Annotated in this window: 26 protein-coding genes and 1 other RNA gene; 9 read left to right on the top strand and 18 right to left on the bottom strand. The window is 46.1% G+C overall.

Annotation, left to right across the window (positions count from 1 at the left end):
- Positions 1 to 196, top strand: a 196-nt coding sequence (locus G3352_RS30785) for a hypothetical protein (protein WP_205524671.1), incomplete at its 5' end; no start/stop codon positions are given.
- Here G3352_RS30785 and G3352_RS02665 read toward each other — a convergent pair.
- Positions 151 to 897 carry a pseudouridine synthase gene (locus G3352_RS02665; RefSeq protein WP_099853528.1) on the bottom strand — a complete coding sequence of 249 codons (747 nt, stop codon included), beginning with the start codon at positions 895 to 897 and terminating at the stop codon, positions 151 to 153. The two genes, G3352_RS30785 and G3352_RS02665, sit on opposite strands and share 46 nt — an antisense overlap.
- Positions 894 to 2582, bottom strand: a complete 1689-nt coding sequence (locus G3352_RS02660) for an RsmB/NOP family class I SAM-dependent RNA methyltransferase (protein WP_163753550.1) — start codon at positions 2580 to 2582, stop codon at positions 894 to 896. Before G3352_RS02660 ends, G3352_RS02665 begins: the two co-directional genes overlap by 4 nt.
- A gap of 221 nt (positions 2583 to 2803) precedes the next feature.
- Here G3352_RS02660 and G3352_RS02655 point away from each other — a divergent pair, with 221 nt between their 5' ends.
- Positions 2804 to 3352 carry a thioredoxin family protein gene (locus tag G3352_RS02655; protein ID WP_163753548.1) on the top strand — a complete coding sequence of 183 codons (549 nt, stop codon included), beginning with the start codon at positions 2804 to 2806 and terminating at the stop codon, positions 3350 to 3352.
- Positions 3353 to 3565: 213 nt separating this feature from the next.
- Here the strand turns inward: G3352_RS02655 and G3352_RS02650 are convergent, their stop codons facing one another.
- The 3 genes from G3352_RS02650 to G3352_RS02640 form a co-directional block, all read right to left on the bottom strand.
- A complete protein-coding gene (locus G3352_RS02650; RefSeq protein ID WP_163753546.1) occupies positions 3566 to 4060 on the bottom strand; it encodes a DUF309 domain-containing protein in 495 nt (164 codons plus the stop codon).
- Complete coding sequence (gene yjbM / locus G3352_RS02645) at positions 4047 to 4862, bottom strand: GTP diphosphokinase (RefSeq protein WP_053783647.1); 816 nt, start codon at positions 4860 to 4862, stop codon at positions 4047 to 4049. Before yjbM ends, G3352_RS02650 begins: the two co-directional genes overlap by 14 nt.
- 135 nt (positions 4863 to 4997) lie before the next feature.
- The gene (locus G3352_RS02640) at positions 4998 to 6095 is read right to left on the bottom strand and encodes a quinone-dependent dihydroorotate dehydrogenase (protein ID WP_163753568.1); all 1098 of its coding nucleotides are present in this window, start codon (positions 6093 to 6095) and stop codon (positions 4998 to 5000) included.
- 255 nt (positions 6096 to 6350) lie between these two features.
- On the opposite strand from G3352_RS02640, the gene G3352_RS30780 reads away from it, so the two are divergent.
- Positions 6351 to 6488 (top strand): hypothetical protein, encoded by a 138-nt coding sequence (locus G3352_RS30780; RefSeq protein WP_162842436.1) that lies wholly within the window; start codon positions 6351 to 6353, stop codon positions 6486 to 6488.
- Positions 6489 to 6579: 91 nt separating this feature from the next.
- Here the strand turns inward: G3352_RS30780 and G3352_RS02635 are convergent, their stop codons facing one another.
- From G3352_RS02635 to G3352_RS02625, 3 genes are all read right to left on the bottom strand, one after another.
- Positions 6580 to 8019, bottom strand: a complete 1440-nt coding sequence (locus G3352_RS02635) for a L,D-transpeptidase family protein (protein WP_163753544.1) — start codon at positions 8017 to 8019, stop codon at positions 6580 to 6582.
- A 172-nt stretch (positions 8020 to 8191) separates the two neighbouring features.
- Positions 8192 to 8434, bottom strand: coding sequence for a ferredoxin (locus tag G3352_RS02630; protein ID WP_053783645.1), 243 nt, complete (start codon positions 8432 to 8434; stop codon positions 8192 to 8194).
- 119 nt (positions 8435 to 8553) lie between these two features.
- On the bottom strand, positions 8554 to 9858 hold the full coding sequence (locus G3352_RS02625; protein WP_163753541.1) for a DNA polymerase IV: 1305 nt from the start codon (positions 9856 to 9858) through the stop codon (positions 8554 to 8556).
- Between the two features lie 547 nt (positions 9859 to 10405).
- Between G3352_RS02625 and cimA the strand changes: the two genes are divergently transcribed.
- Positions 10406 to 12025, top strand: a complete 1620-nt coding sequence (cimA, locus tag G3352_RS02620) for a citramalate synthase (RefSeq protein ID WP_163753539.1) — start codon at positions 10406 to 10408, stop codon at positions 12023 to 12025.
- A gap of 94 nt (positions 12026 to 12119) precedes the next feature.
- On the opposite strand, the gene G3352_RS02615 is transcribed toward cimA, so the two are convergent.
- Positions 12120 to 12671: a TlpA family protein disulfide reductase gene (locus G3352_RS02615; protein ID WP_076292096.1), complete on the bottom strand. Its 552-nt coding sequence runs from the start codon at positions 12669 to 12671 to the stop codon at positions 12120 to 12122.
- 184 nt (positions 12672 to 12855) lie between these two features.
- Here G3352_RS02615 and G3352_RS02610 point away from each other — a divergent pair, with 184 nt between their 5' ends.
- Positions 12856 to 13344, top strand: coding sequence for a M67 family metallopeptidase (locus G3352_RS02610; RefSeq protein WP_163753537.1), 489 nt, complete (start codon positions 12856 to 12858; stop codon positions 13342 to 13344).
- Here G3352_RS02610 and G3352_RS02605 read toward each other — a convergent pair.
- The 3 genes from G3352_RS02605 to G3352_RS02595 are packed head-to-tail and all read right to left on the bottom strand — an operon-like array spanning position 13330 to position 16592.
- Positions 13330 to 14067 carry an exonuclease domain-containing protein gene (locus tag G3352_RS02605; RefSeq protein WP_163753535.1) on the bottom strand — a complete coding sequence of 246 codons (738 nt, stop codon included), beginning with the start codon at positions 14065 to 14067 and terminating at the stop codon, positions 13330 to 13332. The genes G3352_RS02610 and G3352_RS02605 overlap by 15 nt on opposite strands.
- Positions 14064 to 15158 carry a DUF294 nucleotidyltransferase-like domain-containing protein gene (locus G3352_RS02600; RefSeq protein ID WP_481856268.1) on the bottom strand — a complete coding sequence of 365 codons (1095 nt, stop codon included), beginning with the start codon at positions 15156 to 15158 and terminating at the stop codon, positions 14064 to 14066. Before G3352_RS02600 ends, G3352_RS02605 begins: the two co-directional genes overlap by 4 nt.
- Positions 15159 to 15191: 33 nt before the next feature.
- A complete protein-coding gene (locus G3352_RS02595; RefSeq protein WP_163753533.1) occupies positions 15192 to 16592 on the bottom strand; it encodes an ammonium transporter in 1401 nt (466 codons plus the stop codon).
- 354 nt (positions 16593 to 16946) lie between these two features.
- On the opposite strand from G3352_RS02595, the gene G3352_RS02590 reads away from it, so the two are divergent.
- On the top strand, positions 16947 to 17375 hold the full coding sequence (locus G3352_RS02590; RefSeq protein WP_076292098.1) for a MerR family transcriptional regulator: 429 nt from the start codon (positions 16947 to 16949) through the stop codon (positions 17373 to 17375).
- 29 nt (positions 17376 to 17404) lie between these two features.
- The gene (locus G3352_RS02585; RefSeq protein WP_099853542.1) at positions 17405 to 18085 is read left to right on the top strand and encodes a zinc metallopeptidase; all 681 of its coding nucleotides are present in this window, start codon (positions 17405 to 17407) and stop codon (positions 18083 to 18085) included.
- A 36-nt stretch (positions 18086 to 18121) separates the two neighbouring features.
- On the opposite strand, the gene gltC is transcribed toward G3352_RS02585, so the two are convergent.
- Together gltC and G3352_RS02575 are read right to left on the bottom strand one after the other, a co-directional pair.
- Entirely contained in the window at positions 18122 to 19033 is a 912-nt protein-coding gene (gene gltC, locus G3352_RS02580) for a glutamate biosynthesis transcriptional regulator GltC (RefSeq protein WP_024629242.1), read from the bottom strand.
- Positions 19034 to 19103: 70 nt separating this feature from the next.
- Positions 19104 to 19730, bottom strand: coding sequence for a rhomboid family intramembrane serine protease (locus G3352_RS02575; RefSeq protein ID WP_076292034.1), 627 nt, complete (start codon positions 19728 to 19730; stop codon positions 19104 to 19106).
- A 148-nt stretch (positions 19731 to 19878) separates the two neighbouring features.
- On the opposite strand from G3352_RS02575, the gene tpx reads away from it, so the two are divergent.
- Entirely contained in the window at positions 19879 to 20397 is a 519-nt protein-coding gene (gene tpx, locus G3352_RS02570) for a thiol peroxidase (protein WP_063564797.1), read from the top strand.
- Positions 20398 to 20470: 73 nt separating this feature from the next.
- Here the strand turns inward: tpx and G3352_RS02565 are convergent, their stop codons facing one another.
- From G3352_RS02565 to cshA, 4 genes are all read right to left on the bottom strand, one after another.
- A complete protein-coding gene (locus G3352_RS02565; RefSeq protein ID WP_024629239.1) occupies positions 20471 to 20863 on the bottom strand; it encodes a DUF1499 domain-containing protein in 393 nt (130 codons plus the stop codon).
- A 186-nt stretch (positions 20864 to 21049) separates the two neighbouring features.
- A non-coding RNA gene (gene ssrS, locus G3352_RS02560) (6S RNA) lies at positions 21050 to 21241 on the bottom strand.
- A gap of 51 nt (positions 21242 to 21292) precedes the next feature.
- Positions 21293 to 22138: a YesL family protein gene (locus G3352_RS02555; RefSeq protein ID WP_163753531.1), complete on the bottom strand. Its 846-nt coding sequence runs from the start codon at positions 22136 to 22138 to the stop codon at positions 21293 to 21295.
- A gap of 183 nt (positions 22139 to 22321) precedes the next feature.
- Positions 22322 to 23905 (bottom strand): degradosome RNA helicase CshA, encoded by a 1584-nt coding sequence (gene cshA, locus G3352_RS02550; RefSeq protein WP_076292037.1) that lies wholly within the window; start codon positions 23903 to 23905, stop codon positions 22322 to 22324.
- A 313-nt stretch (positions 23906 to 24218) separates the two neighbouring features.
- Between cshA and G3352_RS02545 the strand changes: the two genes are divergently transcribed.
- Positions 24219 to 25031 (top strand): YitT family protein, encoded by an 813-nt coding sequence (locus tag G3352_RS02545; RefSeq protein ID WP_373561676.1) that lies wholly within the window; start codon positions 24219 to 24221, stop codon positions 25029 to 25031.
- Positions 25032 to 25101 lie beyond the last annotated feature (70 nt).

Here is a 25101-nt window from a genome sequence, read left to right as displayed (position 1 = left end):
GTGTGGGAGCGCTTGGTTGCCGGGTCTGCCGCTTGACAGCGGCGGTCCCGCCCAAGCTCAAGCGGGACCATTACGGGCAGGGCTTCGCATCCTGCCCGGCTCCCTGCTTCGCTTCGCGAAGAGCGGGAGCTGTTGCGCCTTTGGGAGCTGTTACTTCCGCAGACGATCTAACTCGTCAGCGGTTAATTCGCGATAACTGCCAATTTCCAGATTGGCATCCAGCTCCAGGTCACCCATGGCAACACGTTTCAAATAAACCACACGTTTGCCAACAGCCTGGAACATTCTTTTCACCTGGTGGAACTTGCCCTCATGAATGATTAATGAAATGGAAGAAAACACGCCCTCTTCCGTTTCCTCACGATGAAGCACAGTCAGTTCCGCAGGCAACGTCTCATATCCATCATCCAGCTGAATGCCGGCTTTGAATTTTACGATATCTTCTTCATCAACGTTCCCGAGCACACGAGCTTCATACGTCTTGGGCACATGTTTACGCGGGGACAACAGATCATGGGCAAGTGGCCCATCATTGGTAAGAATGAGCAGACCTTCGGTATCTTTGTCGAGTCGTCCCACAGGGAACGGATCGAAGACACGCTCCTCTTTACGCAGCAGATCAATCACCGTTTTATCCCGATTATCTTCGGTTGCCGACACCACGCCAGGTGGTTTGTGCAGCATCAGGTAGATCATTTCACGATACACGATCCGCTCTCCGTCAGCTTCAATTACATTTACGTCTGGATTAACCTGCACACCGCTGTCTTTTACCGGTTTCCCGTCCACACGGATTCTGCCCTGCTTGACCATCTTTTTGAGCTCACTTCGAGACCCCACACCCATATGGCTCAATATTTTATCCAGACGCAGCGTTTGTTTGCCTTTTCCACTCATACCGATGTCCACCTCCAGCCTGCTGGATATTCATTTTTCAGTACACCATCCAGCCATTTCCCCCAGCCAGCCGCAAAACCGTCCACACATACCAGCACGAAACCTTTGGCCACCGTATCTGCTTGTCGTTCAACTCGTGCTTCTTCGATGTTCAACGTTTCTCCTTTGAGATACCTTACTGCTTCACCCTCTGCGGAAGATAGGTTAACGAATCTCTGGGCCTCAGCTGCATTCAAAGCACATGCAAGCGGATGAGAAGGCACAAATCGCCCATTCTTCACGGTACCCACAAACCACCCTGGTCGAATAACCTTGAGCCCTTCCAGACGGGCAGCACCCACAGAAGATTGATACACACGATCACCGTAAAACACTGTTTCTCCAGCAAGCTCGATTTCCAAATTTTCTTGTACAAATTGAGCATACACCGTTCCTGGATCCACATTTGCCTGGTCGGTTCCTCGTCCCTGAGCCCGTTCGTTTTTGCGACCACCACGTTCATTTCCTTTGCCCTGTTTTCCCTGAGCCTTGCCACCACGGGTATGCTTATCATTGCGTTCTCTAGATTCGGTTCTCATTAGACGTTCCCGTTTCCGCTCTTCTTTACTGATTGGTGCAGATGCACGGATAAATGGTTCTACCGATTCATTTGGTTCGATGGAATCTGTGTCCACTGCCTGTCCAATTAGTAAAACACTGCCATCTTTTTGATTTCCGTCTTCTTCGGTAAGAGATTCGGCACGGTGCTGCAATACAGCAACATAATGACCTTCCCCCTCCAACAGGTGGGGCCACAACCTAGCAGTGCCGCGCGTTTGCTCCAGCACAGATCCCGTCTCTTCTGCTTTTTCGGGCAACATCTGACGCACCCATTCCGGTCGTCCTGGAGCAAATCCTGCACTTTCCGGAATGTCATTCACCACAAAATCAGGATTGATGTTCAGAAATTCCGCTATCATCGCTTCATTTTCCTCTGGTGCAAATGTACATGTGGAATATACGATGGTTCCCCCTGGAGCAAGCAGTTTGGCCGCAGTATCCAGAATATCGCGCTGCATCAGCACACATTTTTCCACCGAATGATTTTCCCAGGATTTCACCATGTCCTCATCTTTACGGAACATACCCTCACCCGAACAAGGTGCATCGATTAACACTTTATCAAAATAATGAGGAAATGCATTCGCAATCCGTTCCGGTGATTCATTCAATACAACAGCATTGCGTACTCCATACAGTTCCACGTTTTTGGCGAGGGCTTTCGTACGTTCCGCATGGATATCATTCGTAACGAGTACACCCTTACCTTGCAGCTTAGCTGCAATCTGGGTTGTTTTCCCGCCAGGAGCCGCACATAGATCCAGCACGCGTTCCCCGGGTTTCACATTCAATAATTCAACGGGGGCCATGGCGCTTGGTTCCTGGATATAATACAAACCCGCATGATAATAAGGGTGTAACCCCGGCTTAACCCCATGAGGCACATAAAAACCCGTTCCGCACCACGGAATGGGTCGCATATCAAATGGAGCAATTTCCTTGAATTGTTCCAGCGATATTTTTAACGTATTCACTCTCAGCCCCGCATGTGGCGACTGCTCATAAGATTTCATAAATTGTTCAAATTCATCGCCTAACAAGCTTTTCATTCGCTCGGCAAATATCGAAGGTAGCTGTACAGCCATAATCCCACTCATCCTGTCTTGTTAAAATTGCATATAGTTCTATGTTATCATATCCGGGCAATGCTTTCCTATTGCTTCATACATATTCCACTACAGCGTGTAATGTAGTATAATGGCAAGTAGATTGATTGATGTGCAAAAATTCGGGTGTTTATGCATATTATCCCATCCTGTATTTTTGCCAAAACTATATTTCGATATGATCGATGGGGGATGTCTTAATGAAATCCAAGAAGAAAATGAAAAGCGCTGCGATCCTTATTTTCCTGGGTATTTTCGTCGTATTGATTGCAGCACTTGTCCTGGTGAACCAGCAATCCAAGAAACAAATGGACGCCGTGGGGAATGCATATGGCATCGCCGCCTCCAAGCTTAATCCTGCAACACGCGAACTGCTGAACGATCCGAACTACCAACAAATTATTTTGCCTGACGATCTGAAAGCCAGAATTGATAACAAAGACAGCTTCTTTGTATATTTCTTTGCCTCCGACTGCTCACACTGCCGTGCGACAACACCTCAGTTGATGCCACTGGTCGATGAGGAAGGGATTCAACTACCACAGTTCAATCTGCGCGAATTCGATTCCGGTTGGACCGATTATAACATTGAGTACACACCAACTCTGGTATATTATCAGGATGGTGTTGAGAAGGACCGCATGGTTGGCGGGCTGCAGGAAAATGGTAGTGACAACGGTTATACCCTGGATGACTACAAGCAATTTTTCGAGAAATATAAAGGCAGTGCCACTCCATCAGCAAGCTAATCGTATAACGCTTCGTGGTTGCGATGGACCTGCATGGATCATATTGTCCTTTGCATGGACAAGCTCTGGAATCATCCCAAACTTTAATGATGTCCTTTAATATTGAACACCCCGGCCAATTCCTCTATAGGAATTGCCGGGGTGTTTTTAATATCATATGTCTGACAATATGTTAATGATGGATGAAATGAATGATGTCTCTCCATTACAAGCTTACTCGCTCTGCAAGTTCTGCTCTTGCTGTAATGCTTTCATCTTCTCTTCATAGATTCGTCCACGTGTAGGACTTCGGCGCTGGGGAATATTAGGCTTCAGTTCAAGAGCTCGTTCTCGAACCTCCTGCACCAGTACCTCATCCTGAATCTGAATATGCAAGTCTCTGTATGGAAAATTCTGCGGCTCAGGACCGGAAAGTCCATGAACCAGCTCCTGTACTTCCTGCACCAACGCCCCAAGGGCAATGCCTCGCGAAGTTTCCGGATATGACTTTAACAGATCTAGTGAACTCTGTAACATCATGCGTCCTCCGCGAAGGTTATCATTCCTGAAATGATACAGCCCCACTGCAATCTGCAGCAATCCTTTGTACAGAGAATCCCGATCTCGTTCAAGCCACAGTTCTTCCAATACCTCATGGCATTCAAAGTAGTCCTGATCGCGGTTGAAGTAGATCAGATAGTCAACATACAGCGGCTCATAGCTGCTCATCCGGGTTTTCGCCCTTTCTAGCCGCATTCAGAAGTGCTTTCACATCATCCAGAAGGTCTTTTAACCCTTCCATATCATGACGCTCCCAGCAGTCATTGAAGCGCTTTTGTGCCTCTATCGCTTCGTTCACGAGGTGGTAGAAGTACAATTGATGTATGATGTTCAGCGTTCTTGATACAATATTGGAGTCATCTTCAAAGGCCTTTTGAGCCTCCAGAATTTGCAAACGGATAGCCGACATCTCATTATCGAGTACAAAAGCGGCTTCCGCCGTCTTTTTCAATCGTGCGCGCATATCATCCGGCAGACTCTCCCGAAACTTGTAACTTAGGGAGTGCTCGATCGTGGCCCAGAAGTTCATCGCCAGCGTTCGAATCTGAATCTCGGCCAGCACATTCTTCTGCCCAAGAGCCGTCTGAACAGGATACTCAATAATCATATGGAAACTGCGGTAGCCGCTCTCTTTGAAATTGGTGATATAATCTTTCTCGATTAATACCGTCAAATCCTTACGACCACGAATATACTCAGCTACCCGCCGAATATCATCCACAAACTGGCACATAATGCGGATACCTGCAATATCCTCAATGCCTGTTTCTACCTGATCAAGCGGCACATTCAGGCGTCTGGATTTCTCCAGAATGCTGGATATTTTTTTGACACGACCGGTAACGAATTCGATCGGGGCGTATTCTTCCCTTTTCTTAAGCTCCGCCCGCATCGTTTTAAACTTAACTTTCAATTCCTCTACCGCTTGTTCATAAGGAAGTAAAAATGTACCCCAGTCTCTACCGTCCATGCTTATGCCTCCTGTCTCTATAGCTTCCCCTGTTCTTATCCATTATACATGATGTTAAGCGGGGGGAAGAGTCCCGTACGACATTACCCTCTTCCACGCTTCTAATTTTCAATCCGGGGAACTCCGAAACATTGCTTAACGATGCTCTGCACCGACAGCTTCCGAAATATGACTATAACCGTCTTTGCGCAGCAATTCACGCAGTCCGGCATGAATGCGCCGGTTCACTTCAGGTCCTTCATAGATCAATGCCGTATATATTTCCACCAGGCTGGCACCTGCTTTAATCTTTTCGTAAGCATCTTCGCTTGTGAAAATGCCCCCCGATCCGATGATTGGCAGTTTGCCTTCTGTCTGGCGATAGATTTGGCGAATGATTTCTGTGGAACGATCACGCAGCGGCTTGCCACTTAGTCCACCTGTCTCTTTGGCATGCTGATGAGACAGACCCTCGCGGCTGATCGTTGTATTCGTTGCGATGATACCGGCAACTCCACTATCTGCAATGGTACTTACCATATATTCGAGCTCCTGGTCATTCACATCAGGTGCGATTTTGACCAGTACCGATTTACCGGAACCGCCCGCTCTCTTGCGCTGCGTCTCCATCTCATTCATGACAGCGGCAAGCAATTCCTTCAGTTCATTCCCATGTTGCAGATTACGCAAATCCGGTGTATTTGGTGAACTGATATTCACTACAAACAGGTCCGCATAATCGTATAGCGCCCGAATGCATTTTGCATAATCCAAATGTGCTTCTTCATTCGATGTCGCCTTATTTTTACCTATATTTACGGCCACTGGAATACGGCGCTCCGTGAGGCGTGCCAATTCACCCGCCATCGCTTCGGTTCCAAGGTTATTGAATCCCATCCGGTTCACCAATGCCTCATCGGGAGGCAGGCGGAATAACCTTGGCTGGTCGTTACCTGGCTGTGCAAGCGGTGTGACTGTGCCCACTTCCATGAAGCCAAACCCGATGGAAGAAAAGCCCGTTACAGCCTGTCCGTTTTTGTCCAAACCAGCCGCAAGTCCTACAGGTGTAGGAAAATGACATCCAAACATATCCACAGCCAGATCCGATGTTTCACGCACGCCATACATGACACGCAAACCGGAAGGAACCGGGCGAATACTCCCCATTCCACTGAGGCCGCCGATAATTAGATGATGGGCCTGCTCAGGGTCCATTTTGAACAACAAGGGTTTAGCAAGACTTCTGTATAACAAATCACTCACTCCGTTCTGGTCCGGTACGCTGAAAAAATGCTTTCCGTCTTTTTCATATGTAAAAAAACACTCTATACACAAGTCTATCCGTTTCTTCTTCAAAAGGAAAGTAGTTTGAGCATAGACAGAAGGAATCGTATTATGCAAAATGCTCACAAGAAATCCACCCGCCTACTGGAAATGGCGAGTTGAATTCTTTACAATGGGAGCATGGCTACATCTATATAGCCTTATTCCATGAAGGAGGAACAGCCCATGGCTCCCAAACGCAAACCACCTACTTTGCAGCAAAAGAAAGATGAGGTCAACCGGAAAGCCATTATCTGGACCGCAGCCAGCGTCGGTGGACTGATCATTATCATTGGTGCGCTTATTATTATCGCCAACCTGTAAATGCTTTACTTCAACCGACTGTTTCTGCATCTACATACCAATCCAGCATGGATTTTACGTTTTCTTCGGTCTGAATCACTTGGTTTATCGTTTAATTCAACCAATGATACGTCTTATTCGGATTATTTTGTTTGGGAACAAGTGTGTACCGGTAGCGATCCTTTGCTTCTGGAACCATAGCTGTCTCTGGCAGCAGATCTTTCCCGATGCGGACCGGAGTTCCCTGAGGAGCAAGAGCAAATAGCTCTTCCACATCTTCAGTACTCATCCTCACACATCCAAGGGATTCATCCAGCCCGATACTGTTTGGCTCGTTGGTCCCATGGATGGCATAATTCGTATCCGATAGCTGCATGCCCCTACTTCCAAATTCGCCATTGGAGCGACCATTGGGATTTACAACTTTGTCTGAAATGACAAACGAACCCTCTGGAGTACGATCTCCCCCAAGCCCTACCTCGTAATTCCGAATAATGGTGTCGCCACTAATCAGTGCAAGCTTATGTCTGCTCTTGTCCACGATAATCTCAAGCCGATCCTGCAAAAAAGGCTTTCCGCCTAACGTATCCATAAATGCAGCGTTTTTGCCTTGCGGTAAATCTGAACCTTCAGGTCTTCCCTCAGCTGTGTTTTTTCCTTTTCCCATTTGCCCTTGTTGATGCATGGCTAGTAGTGCCGGAAACATCCCGGTCATGCCAGGTGCAGTTTCGCCCAGAATATTATTTGGAAATGGCTGGGCAAGTTGCGCAACACTTTTCGGCCAGTTTCCGTTTCGTTTCTTATATGTAATCATTGCACTCGACAGAGCTGCAGCGGATTCCTGTTTGACTGTCCAGGCCTGTGCCAGCCGTTTGATCTCTGGTGATACTTCCGGCGGTTCACAGTTACACTGTTTGGCATCATAACTCTGTGCCGTTAATTTGCCACTGCTGTTCGTCTGAACGATATATTTCACCGCCATATTTCGCTTCCATAATGTCCAGTTACCTGCGACCTGCATTCCAAGCACAGCCGATGTCTGCACTTTCGCACCAGAACCCGACCATGCAGCTGCAAGTGCAGCCTCCCCCTGGTTACCTCCACCGAATGCTCCAGCTGTAAACACATTGGAGTTCGCAACAAGAGCCAAGTCTTCCTTCGGGTTATTACCTGATTCGTTATCCATGGAATCGTCCGTCGATTCCAAAGCAGAAGCCAACGCCTCGGCTGCATCACGATTGAAACCAGGAGCATCCGCAGGTGGTAATCCTGCCAGTACAAGCAGCATCAGCAGGGTGAGCCACATCTTGCGAACACGATGTTTTTTCTCTTTTTGCTCAGCCATCTCAACCAGCTTCTCCTGATAATCCACCCATATATCTGCCGGTGCCTTGCTTCGCTCGAAAGCCTCGTAGACTTCACCCGCCTGTTGAAAACAATAGTTCGCCTTGGCTTCCTGCCCTTCACCCAAATATTCCTTACCGAGTAAATACCAGGCCATTTTATTATCAGGATGTTTCTTTACATATGTTCGTAGGTGAGTATTCTGCATCCGATCCTCCATCATTTCGCCTTTTTCCGTTTCTATATATATCGGCAAATGATGACAAGAAATCCATAGGACTTGAGTACCCGGATCTAAGCCTCAACATTCGACAAAAAAAAGCACATTCCACTGTCCCAATGACAGAAGAATGTGCTTTTGTATGTTCATATGAAAGGAATTAACCTTCTTTGTTGAAAGGTTCATCCGCAACTTTAATGGAATCCGTAGGGCAGCCGTCACAAGCATCCTGCATGTCGTCGAACAAGTCATCCGGAATTGCTTTGATCCCTTGGTTGGCATCTCCATCGAAGATTACTTCTGCCAAACCTTCATCATCATAATCATAGATGTCTGGCGCCGTTGCTCCGCATGCTCCGCACGCAATACATGTATCTTTTTCTACCCAAGTAAATTTACTCATTACCAATCTCTCCTCCTATTATTCAAAAACGTACAGTATTTTTATCTAGAAACATATTAATACAAAGTAAGAGTTATTACAAATAATTTTAACAGCCTCAAGACTTCATTATGCCCTATTTAATCGAGACTTTGCAAATTATCTTTTTGCAGCGATGTTCCCCGGACTTTATGATTGCGCAGTAATACGGAAGGATCATCCCCCAGCATGCCAGCAGTAACGACAGCATTTTCGCCAAATTTGTCACGTAACTGATCCATGATGCGAATCAGGTTTTCCTTCTTCGGCTTCTGCTCATATTCAAACAGATCAAGCTGTATCGCCGACTCCTCACGCGGAATCAGCGTTTGAAGGGTCACACCCAACATACGAACAGGCTTCCCGCCGCCCCAATGTTTCGCAAATAAAGCACAGGCCTCCCGGTATATGATAGATGCATCTTCAGTAGGCACCTCCATCATCCGTGATCTCGTAATCGTCTTCATATCCGGTGTACGAATCGTAATCTGAATGCCCTGACTAAGCATTTCGTGCTTGCGCAACCGTCTTGCAACCTGGTCACTTATATTCAGTAACACCCGATGTACATCATCCATTTCAGATATATCCGCAGGTAACGTTGTCGTGTGTCCAATCGATTTGTTCGCTTCACGTTCAGCCTGAACTGCCGAATGATTAATGCCGTTTGCTGAATTTTTTAACCAGGAGCCATTAATTCCAAAAACATCGGTTAACATCCGCTCGTCTGATTTGGCAAGTTGTCCTATGGTTTCAATGCCCAGTTTCTTCAGCTTTTCCGCTGTCTTTTTGCCAATTCCAAACATCTCGTTACAAGGTCTATGCCATAAAATCTGAGGTACATCCCTCATCCGCAAAATCGAAATGCCATTCGGTTTTTTCAAATCAGAGGCCATCTTGGCAAGCAGCTTGTTGGGTGCAATTCCGATCGAACAGGGCATCCCCAACTCATCCCGGATTCTCGTCTGAATACTTTCCGCAATTTCCAGCGGTGTGCCGAACTGTCTGGACCCCGTAATATCGAGATAACACTCGTCGATTGAGGTGGCTTCAAGCAGCGGTGTATAACTGTAAGCTATTTTCATGAATTCTTTCGAATACCTACGATATAAATGAAAATCCGGACGGATCACAATTAAGTCAGGACATTTCTTCAACGCTTGATGAACAACCATGCCTGTAGAAATCCCCCTGCTTCGAGCTGTGTATGAACAAGTTACTATGACACCTTTGCGCACTTCACTGCTACCAGCAACGGCCGTCGCTTTTCCTCTATATAATTCCGGTTCCTCGGCTTCATGTACAGAGCAATAAAAAGCATTCATATCGACATGCAAAATCACTCGTCCGGCGGTAGGATAATATCGATCTACATTTATGTTGTTATGGGTCTGGTCTGAAGACATGATCCACCACCGCCCTTTCTTATACACAATTCCGTTAAATGCAATCTCTACTCTATTATATCAAAATCCCTTATGTAAAAATCATTTATATCCCCTTATTTTCGGCGAGGTTTAACGATCGATCGAATGATACCCCACACGGCAACGACAATAATAGCGATTATAATGAGTGAAATAATTGTATTCTCCCAAACAAAATGCATCCTCTTCCCTCCTTTTATCAAGACAAGATTTGAAGCCATATTCATTTCTGGAATACTTGTATTTAGATGAAGCATAACATATTACAAAACTGCGTTTACAACTCACCTAACTCTACAATCCATCATTTGTTACACCAAATGGTGAATTCGATGTAGCATTTGGCGATAATGGTGCTATAATAATTAATTATACAAATTCACGATTTTAGGACAAATCTACACTTTGAATTTAATACAGTGTAGCGGTACAGAATCGAAGGATTCGTCACCAACATGCTCATATGTTTTTTAAACACACCATTAAACTTTCTAAAAAAAGCGCTTCATCTTAAAGGAGGATCTTCATGTCAAAGGCCATCTCCATCTTCGATACGACTTTACGTGACGGCACACAAGGGGAGGGAGTCAGCTTATCGGCAGATGACAAGCTCAAAATTGCCAAGAAGCTCGATGACCTGGGTGCTCATTATATTGAAGGCGGAATTCCAGGCAGCAACACCAAGGACATTGAGTTTTTCAAAAGAGTCAAGGAACTGAACCTGAGCGCGAAGGTTGTCGCCTTTGGTAGTACTCGTCGTAAAGGCAGCATCGCCAGTGAAGACGCGAACTTGAAGCGCATGATTGAATCCGGTGCTCAGGCAGCGACTCTGGTAGGCAAGTCATGGGATTTCCACGTACACACTGCTTTGCAGACCACTTTGGAAGAAAATCTGTCCATGATCTACGACTCCATTGCCTATCTGAAACAAAACGGTATGGAAGTCATCTTTGATGCAGAGCATTTTTTCGACGGATTTAAGCACAATCCAGAATATGCACACGCTGTATTGACCAAAGCCCATGAAGCTGGAGCGGACTGGCTTGTAATGTGTGACACCAATGGTGGCACGATGCCGCATGAGGTGTACGAGATCGTATCCACACTCGCTGGACGGCTTCCACAAGCCCATCTGGGCATTCATACACATAATGACTGTGAACTTGCTGTAGCCAACACCTTAAGCGCAGTACAAGCTGGTGCCAGACAGGTGCAAGGTACAATGAACGGGTATGGAGAACGATGTGGCAACGCCAATCTGGCGTCGATTATCCCTAACCTGCAACTGAAGCTTGGATATGAGTGCGTTTCTGAGGATTCGATGAGACAGCTCACGAATGTTGCCCGTTATGTCAGTGAGATTGCCAACGTAAATATGCCAATCAACCAGCCTTATGTCGGAAATGCGGCTTTCGCTCACAAGGGCGGTATTCACGTCTCTGCCATACTGCGTGATTCCCGGACCTACGAACACATCGTTCCTGAGTTGGTGGGTAACAAACAGCGTGTGCTCGTCTCCGAACTGGCCGGACAAAGTAACATTGTGTCCAAAGCACAGGAACTGGGTCTTGAATTTGATCCAAGCAGTGCCAACTCACGTCAGATCATTGAGAAAATCAAAGATCTGGAACATCAGGGTTATCAGTTCGAAGGCGCCGATGCCTCTCTTGAGTTGTTGATCCGCGAAGCCAACGGTGACATGAAAGAATTGTTTACCTTTGAATCGTTCAAGATGCTTGTTGAAAAAGTGGCTGGCAAGTCTGTTGTTTCGGAAGCCTTTGTTAAACTTAATGTAGGTGGAACAATTGCGTATACCGCAGCTGAAGGCAACGGTCCGGTCAACGCACTGGATAACGCACTTCGGAAAGCACTTGTGCAGTACTTTCCTTCCCTTGCCAACATGCATCTGTCCGACTATAAAGTACGTGTTCTGGATGAAAAAGATGCCACTGCCGCGAAGGTTCGTGTATTAATTGAATCCAAAAACACAGAAAACACGTGGAATACGGTCGGTGTATCCGAGAACGTGATTGAAGCGAGCTGGGAAGCCCTCGTACACAGTTTCCGTTATGCCCTTCTTCAAGAAAAATTGCAGGACGAGCCTGATGTAGTCAACATTCCAGCTCACGGTCTAAGCAACCATTAATGCATATTTCCCGGAAAATAAAAGAAGCGCCTGTTTCCAAAAAACATTGGAAGACAGGCGCTTTTGCTTCTGACTTGGCTAGCTTCTTGCTTGGTTAATCCGCAATTAACTCCTTGATTTTTCGCTCCAGTTCTTTCTCAGGCAAAATCCCCAAGATAATTTCCTGAACGACACCTCGGGAATCAATCAGTACATTCGTTGGAAAAGCTAAACCGTTATATTTGGCATATGCTGTTCCGTCTTCATCAAGCAGAATAGGGAACGTCAGTTTGTATTCATCTACAAAAGCTTTGGCATCCCTGATTTTATCGTACGTGGTTACATTCACACCGTAGAGATCCAGTTTATCCTTGTATTTTGCTGCCAGTGTATTGAGCGCAGGAGCTTCCTGCTTGCACGGTTCACACCAGGATGCCCAGAAACTGACGAAGATGGCCTTTTCCTTGGCTCCACCCACAGAGTAGGTTTTCCCATCCATGGCTTGCAAAGAGAACGCTGGTGCCAGTAAACCCGCTTTCGGCCCCGTCTCCGTGGGCATCGGCTCCTCTTGCTTAAACACGGCTGCGATTCCGTTGTCTGCATTTTGAGCCAAAGCAATGCCCACCAGCAATACAACACCCAGCAGTATGTATATATTTCGTTTCATGACCAGCCACCCTTTTGTATAATTAAACATATCGAGATTTACGCTCTTCTAACATGTGAGATATTTCAAGCTCTCTCTCATATTGTACCCTTTTCCTTTAAAATTTTACAATCAGAGTCACACAAAATAAAATAAAAAAGGACTCCTGCCGAAGCAGGAGCCAAAGAGAGAGGGGTGAATACAAATGGCAGCACTTCACGGGCAGCAAAACACCTTCTACATCCCTTCCTCCGTAGAGCAGGAGATGTCTAAGTACATGTTCGCTTCGCTACCGCTGGAAGCCTGCGGGGTTGTGCTGGGTGAAGCCGCAGCGGGCGGCATACGAATCAGTCGGTTTCAGCCCATTCGTAACGTAGCGCCTGACCCGCTGCACCATTTCTCATTGGAAGATGCAGAATGGATCCGATGTTTGTTCAATGAACCGCAACTTATCGGGCTCTTTCACTCCCACCCTCGAACCACTCCCATACCTTCCAATGAGGATCTGCGCAACCTACCGATTTTCGCTGGACTACTCCAGGTCTATTTTATAGGCTCACCAGATCTTACAGTAGACACACAATCAAAAATGCTTCTAAATGGTTATCAAATTCATTCAAATGTTGATCCAAGCATTGGAACGAGCCACGGCCAACCATACAACTTACGGCTCGCCCGGCTATGCGTGACTTAACTGAGTATATAGATCACCCAATGTTTCTACATTTTTGCGAGACAAATCCTCCAGATAACAGGACCATAGCTGTGCAGTCATTTTAGCGTCCTCCAAAGCGTGGTGGCGCCCATAGATGGGAATGCCTTTGGATTCCAGCAATTCATCCAGTCCATAACCAGGTCTACTCGGCTCAAGCCAACGTGCCAGCATCATCGTATCGATGAGCCGGTGCGTTAGCCTTACTTTGGATGTCCGCCACAAGGCCGCATTTAGAAAAGCCCGATCATGCGCGCTTGCATGGGCAACCAGTACACTTCCGCCAACAAAAGACATGAAGTCATGCAAGCCTTCCAGGAGCGACGGAGCATCCATCGTCATTTCCTGTGTAATTCCTGTCAGTTCCGTAATGTGTTCCGGAACGGAGACTTTGGACTGAACTAAGGTATAAAACTGCTCATTCTCCAGCATCACACCACCATTAATACGCACCGCCCCAAAGGAAAGGATCTCATCCCCATGCTGGGGAGAGAAGCCCGTCGTTTCCAGATCAAATACGACAGCATTCAATTCGTTCAAGGGCGTGTGAAGCACCTCGGGTCTGCGCTGTTCTCTCATCATCGAACGGATAAACGCCATATGTTGCGCCGTAGGGGCTCCCATTATGGAAGCGATGGCGGAAGGAACCCCTCCCTGGCGCAGCGAATTCCAGAATCCAGTATTGCCCCTTGCCGGCTCTCTCATGGACGTCTCCTTTCTGCAAAACGAAGTTGTCTTTGCAGCGCACGATGTACTCGCCGCACCAACCCTAACGTATCCCGTAGTTCATAAAGCTTTTGTTTTTCCTTCAACTGTTTCTCATTCAGAAAACCACCGCTATGCTGCAACCCTTGTTTCATCACAATGGGTGTACTGCGGCGCAGCTTCAAAGCCGTCATAAATGCACGCTGAGCTGCATCCAGCAAAGTAAGCGGAACTGCTTCGAGTGACACCAACCTCTGAATTCTCTTCAGCGTGGACGTTTCTTTGATACCATGCTGTAAAGCCAGAAAACGCGCACTGTTCACCAGCGGAATATACAAGCCGTATTTCACATCAAATCCACCTGCATGTTCACCGAATCGTTCCGTTACGACCCTTCCAAGAATGTTCAGTGTCGCCTTGTGTTTAACGGTATTGCGCAGCACAGCATCGGAAAGCTCAGGAACCGATCTGAACCCTTCATAAAATGCAGAAATCCATTCCTCCGCCAGCTCTGGCTCACCTGCAACAAAACGCATGTCTGAAGCGATAATCAGATTACGAATCGGCTCCCATGACAGATCCGATCCCCATGCTTTCAGTTGTTCCTTCCAGGATTCCAGCGTTTTCCTCCATAAAGGCTCTGAACACATCACTTTGCCTTCACATTTGGCGTAACCAAGTGCCTCCAACATATTGGTCATTCGAAGTCCGAGTTCAGCAAAATATGCCTCTTTCCCCTCATGAGGGATATCGCTGATAATCATGCCATTATCCTGATCACTCCATAACGTCGCTTCTTGCCTGCCGGAACTGCCAAAAACGATAAAGGCATAGGGGACGGGAGGTCGGCCTAAGCCTTCCTCTACCATCCCCTGGATGCATAACTCTACTGCTCGCCGAGCAACCCGATCATGCAGTTCATTTACCGTCTGGTACCATTCAATCGGCGACAAGGAAGCGGACAACAGTTCCTGGAGCTCATTCTGCAATATCACACGTGCCTGGCGCAGTTCTTGAGAAGATGCCGCACCATCTATTCCCTGATAGGACCAGGATTGATTTATATACGGGATGGGTTCCATCATGTCCAGCCTCCTTGAAGCATGATTCAGCAATCATTCCTCTTAGGAGCTGAACGTACCGCCATTGGATTTAGTTTCTACATTTTTCATTTGTTCAGGGTACCCGTAAGTACCATGCTCACTTAAATCCAGACCCATTGTTTCTTCTTCTTCCGTTACACGGATTCCCATGACAGCTTTCATACCACCAAGAATAATGAAGGACATGATCAGTACGAAGGCAAATGCGCCTGCCAGACCCAGAAGCTGAACGCCCAGTTGGTGGAAACCGCCACCGTAGAACAATCCCGCTTGACCTACACCTGCATTCTCAGCAAGTTCTGGTGTTGCGAACAAACCTGTGGAGATCGCTCCCCACATACCGGCAATACCATGTACAGAGAAAGCATAGATTGGATCGTCAATTCCTTTACGTTCAAAGAATTGAGCAGTGAAGAATGTGATAATACCTGCCAGAGCACCAATAACCAGCGCTGCCCATGGTTCTACGAAAGCACAAGCACCTGTGATGGCAACGAGTGCCGCAAGTACGCCGTTCAGCATGCTAGGAATATCGGATTTACCCAATACAGCCCATGAGATCAACAGTGCAGCAACACCACCAGCAGCCGCAGCTACGTTTGTAGTCAATGCTACATAACCGAAGAATCCATCACCCATGGCAGATAATGTACTACCTGGGTTGAAACCGAACCAACCGATCCAAAGGATAATTACACCGAGTACGGAGTAAACTTGGTTATGACCTGGAATGATGTTAGGTTTACCATCTTTGTTATATTTGCCGATACGTGGCTTCAACAAGATAGTAGCTACCAGTGCAGCAGTTGCACCCGTCAAGTGGACAACCGTCGAACCTGCAAAGTCTTGCATACCAAGCTCAGCCAACCAGCCGCCGCCCCATACCCAGTGAGCAACAACCGGATACATGATAATGGTATACAACGTACCGAAAACGATATATACACTCATCTTTGCACGTTCAGCCATACCACCGCAGGCGATGGCCAGAGATACTGCCGCAAAGGCAAGGTGGAATACAAACTTAATTGTTAGCGGAACATCAGAGAAGGCCAATGATTCGAACGAAGCCGCCATTCCGTCCCCACTCAGGAAAAATCCAGTTGTTCCGAAGAAACTGTTACCATTACCGAAACCAAGACCGAAGCCTAAAGCCCAGAAGGCAATAACCGATATTCCCAATGTCAGGATTGTTTTACCCGCAATGTGCCCTGCGTTTTTCATTCGAGTTGAACCCGCTTCAAGTAAAGCAAATCCCCCTTGCATCAGGAAAACCAGCACAACAGCCAGAAACGTAAAGGCTGAGTTCAGACCGCTTTGAAGCTCGATGTTAGTTGGCCCCTCCGCAGCTGCAAATGCGCTGACCGGGAAAGCCAATAAAGTAAGCATTATTAACACCGTAACCAACCATTTCTTTCTCATATACCCCACTCCCTCTTATGTTAGGTTTCTTCACATATCGTGAAACTCTTAATGCCATTATAAGCAGAAGACAGGAAAGTTGACAAGAGTATTTTCAGCAAAAATGAAAAATATTTCTGGGAATAAAGTCTTACGTCTTTTTCTTGCACTTAAGTACATATTCATGTCCTATGAGCACATAGATATAGAAACGCAGCCTGACTGCCGCCAAAGCGTAACGTTTGACTGTATGGTTAAAGATCATGTATCATAACTATTAGTAAGAAAAAAATTGGGCGGGTTATGCAAAGCCGCAACTGGAATCTACAATTCCCTACATTTGAACTTGCAAGCGAGGTGAATATCATTGGGGATATGAAATTGTTTCGGATTGGCGAACTTGCCAAAACTGCAGGTGTGAGCGAACGGACGATTGATTATTACACAAAGCTCGGTCTCATCGCTCCTGAAGAGCGCACAGAAAAAAACTATCGTCTTTATAGTAATGAAACTTTAACCAGGCTCGAACGTATTGTACACATGAAACAAGAGAAGTATAGTCTCGACGAGATTAAGCAATCTCTTGAGAAGTGGAGTATGGTGAGCACGGAAGAACAGGTTGCCAGCAAACTGACAACATTGGAGCTCCATGTGCAACAGCTTGAGCGAGAGGTAAATGAGCTTAAACCGCTGCTAGGCGAGATGAAACCTGTACAAGCACGTAAGATGATGGCCGGACTGCTCGCCAAAAGTGCTGGTACGATGGAAGCTTTGAAAATCTTGCTTGAGAACACCATGATGTAGCTTATTATTTAGAAAGCGGAGGAATGAATATGAGTTTTAATAACGGTATGTTCGTTTTGATCATTATCGCCTTTGTGCTCTCCTTGTGGGCGCAATTCCGCGTTAAGAGCACATTCAATCGTTGGTCTGATGTTAAAAACCTGAATGGAATGACCGGTTACGATGCTGCTCGTCATATGCTGGACTCTAACGGCCTACACGACGTTCCTATTGAACCGGTGCGTGGAGCACTCTCCGATCACTACGATCCAATCAATCGTGTCGTGAGGTTGTCTGAGCCTGTATATTATGAAAACTCAATCTCGGCTGTCTCCGTTGCGTGTCATGAAGTTGGCCATGCGATCCAGCATAAGGAAAGTTATCCGATGTTGGCACTACGTCACCGGATTTTCCCGATCGTCAACTTTGCATCCGGACTCGCGCCCTTCTTGCTCATTGCCGGATTCATCTTTAATGCAATGAACCTAGTCGGTATTGGTATTATTTTCTTCTCCGTAACCGTTGCGTTCCAACTCATTACGTTGCCGGTCGAGTTCAATGCTAGTAATCGTGCAAGAGAGATTATGGTATCGGAAGGTTATATCCGGAACGAAGAAGAAAGAGGCGTCGCCAAAGTACTGAATGCCGCAGCATTAACTTACGTCGCTGCAGCGTTAATCTCACTACTGGAACTGGTTCGTTACATCGGAATTTTCAATAGCCGCGACTAATGGAATACACAAACAAAAAAAAACAATACCCCACCGTTAATCGGATGGGGTATTGTTTTGCTGTAAACCGAAATAATTAAGCAAGAATGAACGAAATGACTGCGCAACAAGTGGAAGCTTGTCATCCGCGCGATGGATCAACCCAATCGTACGTGTCACTTTTGGATGAGAAATGGCTACATGCGCCGGTTGCAGCGGGTTCGTCTGGAAAAGGGCCATTTCCGGCAGCAAACTTACACCCATGCCGGCAGCAACCAGTCCACGAATGGTATCCGTCTCTTCACCCTCAAAAGCAATCTTGGGGGTAAACCCGGCTTCGAGACACGCGTGCCAAACAATCGGACGCAGAGAATACCCTTTGCTGAATAATACAAACTTATCATCTTTTAGCTGCTCTAACGCAATGCTCTCTTCACCTGCCAATGGATGATTAGGTGGAAGGATTGCATGCAGTTCTTCCGTAAGCACAATGTCACCATCAACCTGGTCATGCTTCTCCGGAAATGGAGATATGAACGCCAAGTCCACTTCAGCGGATAACACATCACGAATGAGCGTTGGGAACATGCCTTGCTTGAATCTGAATTTGACGTTAGGATAACGCTGACGGAACGCTGCTACAACCGAAGGAATCAAGTGAATACCGAGACTGTGAGGAAAACCGATACGAATTTCACCATGCTCTGGGTCGAGAAACTCATGAACCTCACCGACCGCTTTGTCCAGATCTTTCAATATGCCTTCAACCCGTTTGCAAAAGAGCTGCCCGACTGCGGTCAACTGCAGATTTCGCCCTTTTTGCATAAAGAGGTCTACTCCCAGTTCTTCCTCCAGCTGATGAATCTGACGACTCACCGCAGACTGCGCTACGTGCAATTCCTCCGCCGCCTGCGTAACATGCTCCTTCTGTGCCACTTTCAAAAAGTAATGCAACTGTCTTAATTCCACTGCCCCTGATCTCTCCAATCTACTATACCCTACTTATCCTTGATTGCATTCCGTCTTCAGACCAATCCGACTACTGCTTAAAGCTGCGGGGTTTCCACAAGCGGATGAGCAGTCCATAAATGAAGAATCCACCTAACAACCCACCCAAATGCGCCATCCAGTTAATGCCTGTCATGGCAAAGGAAAAAATAATTCCGAATACAAGCAGCGTATACAACGTTTTACGTGAGGTTTCGTCCATCATTGTCCGCTGGAACAAGGCTACATACAGAAACGCACCGTAGATTGCATAGATTGCTCCTGAAGCACCTACTGAGATTGTCGTCGCCCCAACCGAGTTATACCACGCAACAGCCAGAATGTTGCCCAGAATGCCTCCACCCAAGTACAACACACCATATCTTACTGACCCAAGCAACCGTTCCATTGGTGGTGCAAATACGATGAGAGCAAAGCTGTTAAACAACAAATGGCTGAAACCAGCATGCAAGAACATCGACGTAATATAACGCCACCATTCTGCTGCAAATAACTCATGATTAACAAGCGCTCCAAACTTAAGCAGCGTCATACTGTTTGTGGAACCACCGTTCAAACTCAACACAATAAACATAACAACATTGGCAATTAAAAGAATCGACGTCAAAGGGAAAAATTTCAAATAACTTTTCCAGTTCTCATACCTTATAAATATCATAAGTTTCTGCTTTCACTCCACCCTGTTCAGATCGGCCTTCAAGTATGACCCATATTAATGATCCTTCGTCCGAATTGGACAATGCCTTTCATAAAAGATTATAATGGATTTTGGCACGGATCACCAACTTATAAGGAGGAACATTATTATGGCACAAGAACGTACAGGCGCAGCCACCTTTAAAGGCAACCCTATTACATTGATCGGACCCGAGTTGAAAGTGGGCGATCAAGCACCCGATTTTACACTGAGTAAAAACCTGGTTGAAGATGCATCCCTGAAAGACTTCGCAGGTAAAATCAAATTGATCAGCGTTGTTCCTTCACTGGATACTGGCGTATGCGATGCCCAAACTCGTCGCTTCAATGTTGAAGCAGGAGATCTTGGAGACAATGTTGTTGTATTGACAGTAAGCGTTGACCTACCATTTGCACAAGCACGCTGGTGTGGAGCAGCCGGAGTTGACCGCGTCGTAACACTGTCTGATTACAAAACACGTTCATTCGGTGAAGACTACGGTGTTCTGATCAAAGAATTCCAATTGGACATGCGCTCCATCTTCGTGTTGGATGCTGAAGACCGAATTACATATGTGGAATATCTGCCTGAAATGACAGACTCCCCTAACTTCGAGCAAGCGATTTCCGCTGTAAAAGCCTTGCTGTAAAAGGTAGTTCACGTTCAGAACAAAAGCGAGGAAGGTTAACCTTCTCTCGCTTTTTGTTATTCACCCATCTATTTCAATCATTTGACTTATACTTACTCAGCTTCTTATCCAATACGGAGAACAAGTTCATGATCGTGCGATAATTAGAACCCAGATCTCCAAGTGAACCACGTGAAGCCGAATACATATCGACCGCACTACGAACAGGACTTACCGATATAATGGAAACCGTAATATCCATCGTCCGTCCAAAGGTAGTCCGCTTCTCCAGTATGACCTCTCCCACAGAAGGCACTTCATGCAGCACTTTATAACCCGGAATTTTTTTGAGTGTCGAAGAAACCTCTTCCCAGGCTCTGTCTTTGGATAAGTTATAATACCGTGTTTTTAATTTGGGATCCTTGGCTCGATCGCTGGTTCCCTCCATGCTGCGGATGATACCGACGAGCGTTCTCTTTAAGGTCAAGACCCTTCCTCCTTTGAATGTAACCGTTCCATTTATGTATACTAGTGTAACATTGTTCATGTAGTAACAAAAGGGCAAGCGACACTTTTAACAAAATACAGCCAATCCAACAAAATAAGCTCAAATAAAAAGCACCCTGAAATTCCTGGATTAGAGGAAAGAGTCAGGGTGCTGTACATGATAAAATAGGAACCCGCCTATGCCGTCCGGCTACATTGTCTTATGAACCTGCTTAGCAGGTGGGTGGCCGCAAAAATGTTTTTTGAAGTCCCCATGTCATATAGACAGGGCGTTTCAGCAACATTCTGTATTGATCTCCCGAAGACATCATCATTGGTTCAAAACAACGAATAACCGAAACGTACATCGCAGGATGTACAATTATTATATCCCTAACTGTGTAAAAAGTAAATGGTGACAGCTCATGTTTTATTTTTGGATATTATCTTGTTTTTCGTCAGATGGCTTAATTTCAGATGGTTCAGCCGTCTCTATCGTCTCAACTGACTCCCCTGCCTGTTCAGCGGCTTGTGCCGCTTGTGCAGCTTCCTCTTCTTCTTTCTTCAGCTGCATCTTCTCCATCTGCTCCTGCATCTTATTAAACGTAGCGTAGAAGTTGAAGAAAGCAAACCAAGCAACAATACTAATAATGAAGAAGATGAACAAGACCGGATAACGAAAACCGATATAGAACAACAATCCGCTTCCAAGCAACGTGGAAAATACACGGAATGGTCTGATCAGCGTCAATAGAACCGCATTTTTGATAATCATTCCGATGGACATGTGGTAATGCACAACCATCGAGAAGAAGTTAAAGAGAGAAACAAACAGCAGCAGCAGCAGTACGAGCATAATAATTCCGACCAGCTGCATATTCTTGAATTGTGTCATATATACTGTGTAATCCAGATACATGATGGCAAACAGCAAGGTATAGAAGACGCCTCCGATTAAACTCTGTTTGTAGTTCTCTTTGTAACCTACAAAGAAAGTACGGAAGATCGGCACGTCCGTATCACCCATATTCCATTTACGAACAACCGTAAACAGCGCCGACGTCGCCGGGAATAGTGTAAGCGGTGCCACAATGGCTATAGCCCAGTTCATTTGTAGTGATTCATTAGCCAGGTTCTGCTGCATCACGAGCAGTTTCATAAACAAGAAAAACAAGAACGGAGACGAACAAATAGCCCACAACAGATTGGTTGCGGCCAGTCTCGTAATCCACTCTGTAAGTCGGTAGATCCCACCCATAGCTCCTTTAAATTCCAAACAATTCTCCTCCTCCGCAGCCTTGCGTCTAGCCTTAATTCTAATAATATTAATATACCTTATTATAGATAGGAAAAGCCAGCCCTTCCCGAAAAGAGATCGACAGCATACTGGTTTCGCATAATCTGCACATAAAAAAATGGAGCAGTCGCCCTGCTCCATTTTCCAGTTCACACTTGTATATTATTCGAAAGAAGAATCTTTGGCAGGACGACGTCCTTCGTTGTTGCTTGGACGTGGTTTGCGGTCACGGTTGTAACCACCTTCTCTGCTTCCACTTCCACTGCCACTGCTGTTACGATCGCGGTTGTATCCACCACGTCCGCCACCACTGCTGTTGCGATCACGGTTGTAACCACCGCCACCACTGCTGCTGCGGTTGCCGCTGTAACCAGATGGTTTACGTCCGCCAGAGCGAACATCCGGTTTGCGACGTTTTGCACGGATCGGATCTTCAGGAGTCAGATCAACTTGAGCATCTTTTTTGTCACCTGTCAGGAGCTTCAGCGCAGCTGACAACAGTTGAACAGAATCATATTGCTCAAGCATTTGAATCGCGATACCTTTGTATTCGTTCAGTTCGCCAGATTGTACGATTTCGAGCAAACGCTCAGCTGTCAAACGTTGTTTTCCTTCTACAGCCTCAGCCATTGTTGGCAGTGGTTTGCGCGGAATACGATGACGTGTTACACGCTCGATGAAGTGCAGGTGGTCGATCTCACGCGGAGTTACGAAAGACCATGCAGCACCCTCTTTACCCGCACGACCTGTACGGCCGATACGGTGAACATAGCTCTCCGGATCTTGCGGAAGGTCAAAGTTCACAACGTGAGTTACGCCGGATACGTCGAGTCCACGTGCAGCTACGTCTGTTGCAACGAGTACATCAATGCTGCCATCACGGAACTTACGCATTACTGTATCACGTTGGTTTTGCGACAAGTCACCATGAAGACCGTCAGCAGAGTATCCACGTTTTTGCAGAGCTTCAGCCAATTCGTCAACACGACGTTTAGTACGTCCGAATACGATCGCCAGCTCAGGAGATTCCATATCCAACAAACGGCTGAGTGCTTCGAATTTTTGACGCTCAGGCACTTCGATGTAAGCTTGGTCAATCAAAGGTGCGCTTACTTGTTTAGGGATCACGGAAACGTGCTCAGGGTTGTTCAAGAATTGTTGAGCCAATTTTTGAATGTTAGGAGGCATTGTTGCTGAGAACAGCATTGTTTGACGCTCGTCTGGAACTTGTTTCAGGATGGATTGAATATCCTCCATGAAACCCATGTCGAGCATTTCATCTGCTTCATCCAATACAACAGTTTGTACATCATCAAGTTTGATTGTTTTGCGGTTGATATGGTCCAAGAGACGTCCTGGTGTACCAATGATGATCTGTGGTTTTCTTTTCAGTGCACGGATTTGACGAACGATATCTTGTCCTCCGTAAATTGGCAGGGAGCGCAAACCTTTGAAGCGAGTGAGTTTTTCGATTTCTTCGGCAACTTGGATCGCGAGTTCACGTGTAGGTGCCATAATGAGGGCGCGGATTTTTTCATCACTTTTGGAGATTTTGCTGATCAATGGAATACCAAATGCAGCGGTTTTACCAGTACCCGTTTGAGCTTGACCGATCAAGTCTCTGCCTTCAAGAGCAAGAGGGATTGATTTGGATTGAATCGGAGTTGCCTCTTCAAAACCAAGTTCGGTGATCGCTTGCAGCACCAGTGGTTCAAGATTGAAATCTGTGAAATTTAAATTTGTCAAAATTATTCATACTCCTTCTATATGGTGGACATGGTGGACAATCCACTTTGTTGTCTGTATTCTTAAGTAGCGTTAATATTTATAGGTTATCCCATCAAGTCGATTTTATTTTCACAAACGAACATAATTCGTGAATGGGTCCCCAACATAAGACTAAAACTACATACATGCGTTTGAAACATTTCAAATTTTATCGTTCCATTTGGAAAAAGTTTCCTACTCAAGAATATCCACAAATCATTATATCACAAAACAATTCAAGATTACCAGCAATCTGGTTTTAAATATAAATGAGGTGATTAAATTGCCCAAAATGGTTTGGCACTTTTTAGTGATCGTATTGGGTGCTGCAGCTATTGCCTGCGGCTTCAACTGGTTTTTGGTTCCCCATCAGCTTCTTAGCGGCGGGGTATCCGGTATTTCCATGCTTCTCGGCTATTTTACGAATTTGAATCTTAGTATAATGTATTTTGTTCTAAACATTCCTCTGCTCATTGCAGGTTGGTTTATTCTTGGACGACGTTTCATTACATTAAGTATTGTTTCGGTAGCAGCCACTTCATGGTTCATCGGGCTTCTGCCTGTTTTTGCTGTGGCAACAGATCCCCTTCTGAGCTGTGTTTTTGGCGGCGTGTTAGTGGGATTAGGTACAGGAGTTTCCTTCCGAGTTGGCGGCTCGACGGGCGGGCTCGACATTGTTGGTTCCATTTTCACCCGTAATCGTGATTTCCCGATTGGTACGGTAATGGCTGGCATGAACGGAGCCATTATTATGCTCGCAGGCTATCTGAATGATGACTGGAACATCGCGCTTGCCTCCATGGTATCGATCTATATCACAGGCAAAGTGCTGGATCTGATTCACATCAGCCATGTCAAAGTCACATTGTACATTATTACCAATGAAACCGAAGCGATGTTGAAAAAATTGCTTGTCCGCCCTCGTGGGGTCACCAAAATCAAAACCCAGGGAGCATATACAGACATCGAAAAGGACATGTTAATGACAGTGACTACTCGCTACGAACTCGTTGAAATCAAACGAATTATTAAGGAAACAGATCCGAACGCCTTTGTTAATATTGTGGAAACGGTTGGAGTTATGGGCTCTTTCCGCCGAAGTTGAGACAGATGTACGGTTAACAATTCTAAACATTGTGGTATAATAACGGTGTACGGCTCCTAAATATGTTGTA

This window comes from Paenibacillus sp. ALJ109b, from assembly GCF_010747435.1.
GTDB lineage: Bacteria > Bacillota > Bacilli > Paenibacillales > Paenibacillaceae > Paenibacillus > Paenibacillus taichungensis.
This window is presented reverse-complemented; position numbering and strand designations above follow the sequence as displayed.

Bases quoted from the DNA above. Each gene is read 5' to 3' on its own strand.
- G3352_RS02630 (WP_053783645.1), bottom strand. From the start codon at position 8,434: ATGAGTAAATTTACTTGGGTAGAAAAAGATACATGTATTGCGTGCGGA.
- G3352_RS02650 (WP_163753546.1), bottom strand. From the start codon at position 4,060: ATGAGCAGCTATGAGCCGCTGTATGTTGACTATCTGATCTACTTCAAC.
- tpx (WP_063564797.1), top strand. From the start codon at position 19,879: ATGGCACAAGAACGTACAGGCGCAGCCACCTTTAAAGGCAACCCTATT.
- G3352_RS02665 (WP_099853528.1), bottom strand. From the start codon at position 897: ATGAGTGGAAAAGGCAAACAAACGCTGCGTCTGGATAAAATATTGAGC.
- G3352_RS30780 (WP_162842436.1), top strand. From the start codon at position 6,351: ATGGCTCCCAAACGCAAACCACCTACTTTGCAGCAAAAGAAAGATGAG.
- G3352_RS02590 (WP_076292098.1), top strand. From the start codon at position 16,947: ATGAAATTGTTTCGGATTGGCGAACTTGCCAAAACTGCAGGTGTGAGC.
- G3352_RS02585 (WP_099853542.1), top strand. From the start codon at position 17,405: ATGAGTTTTAATAACGGTATGTTCGTTTTGATCATTATCGCCTTTGTG.
- G3352_RS02605 (WP_163753535.1), bottom strand. From the start codon at position 14,067: ATGAGAGAGCCGGCAAGGGGCAATACTGGATTCTGGAATTCGCTGCGC.
- G3352_RS02610 (WP_163753537.1), top strand. From the start codon at position 12,856: ATGGCAGCACTTCACGGGCAGCAAAACACCTTCTACATCCCTTCCTCC.
- G3352_RS02655 (WP_163753548.1), top strand. From the start codon at position 2,804: ATGAAATCCAAGAAGAAAATGAAAAGCGCTGCGATCCTTATTTTCCTG.
- G3352_RS02595 (WP_163753533.1), bottom strand. From the start codon at position 16,592: ATGAGAAAGAAATGGTTGGTTACGGTGTTAATAATGCTTACTTTATTG.
- G3352_RS02635 (WP_163753544.1), bottom strand. From the start codon at position 8,019: ATGCAGAATACTCACCTACGAACATATGTAAAGAAACATCCTGATAAT.
- G3352_RS02660 (WP_163753550.1), bottom strand. From the start codon at position 2,582: ATGGCTGTACAGCTACCTTCGATATTTGCCGAGCGAATGAAAAGCTTG.
- G3352_RS02545 (WP_373561676.1), top strand. From the start codon at position 24,219: ATGGTTTGGCACTTTTTAGTGATCGTATTGGGTGCTGCAGCTATTGCC.
- G3352_RS02625 (WP_163753541.1), bottom strand. From the start codon at position 9,858: ATGTCTTCAGACCAGACCCATAACAACATAAATGTAGATCGATATTAT.
- cimA (WP_163753539.1), top strand. From the start codon at position 10,406: ATGTCAAAGGCCATCTCCATCTTCGATACGACTTTACGTGACGGCACA.
- G3352_RS02615 (WP_076292096.1), bottom strand. From the start codon at position 12,671: ATGAAACGAAATATATACATACTGCTGGGTGTTGTATTGCTGGTGGGC.
- yjbM (WP_053783647.1), bottom strand. From the start codon at position 4,862: ATGGACGGTAGAGACTGGGGTACATTTTTACTTCCTTATGAACAAGCG.
- G3352_RS02575 (WP_076292034.1), bottom strand. From the start codon at position 19,730: ATGATATTTATAAGGTATGAGAACTGGAAAAGTTATTTGAAATTTTTC.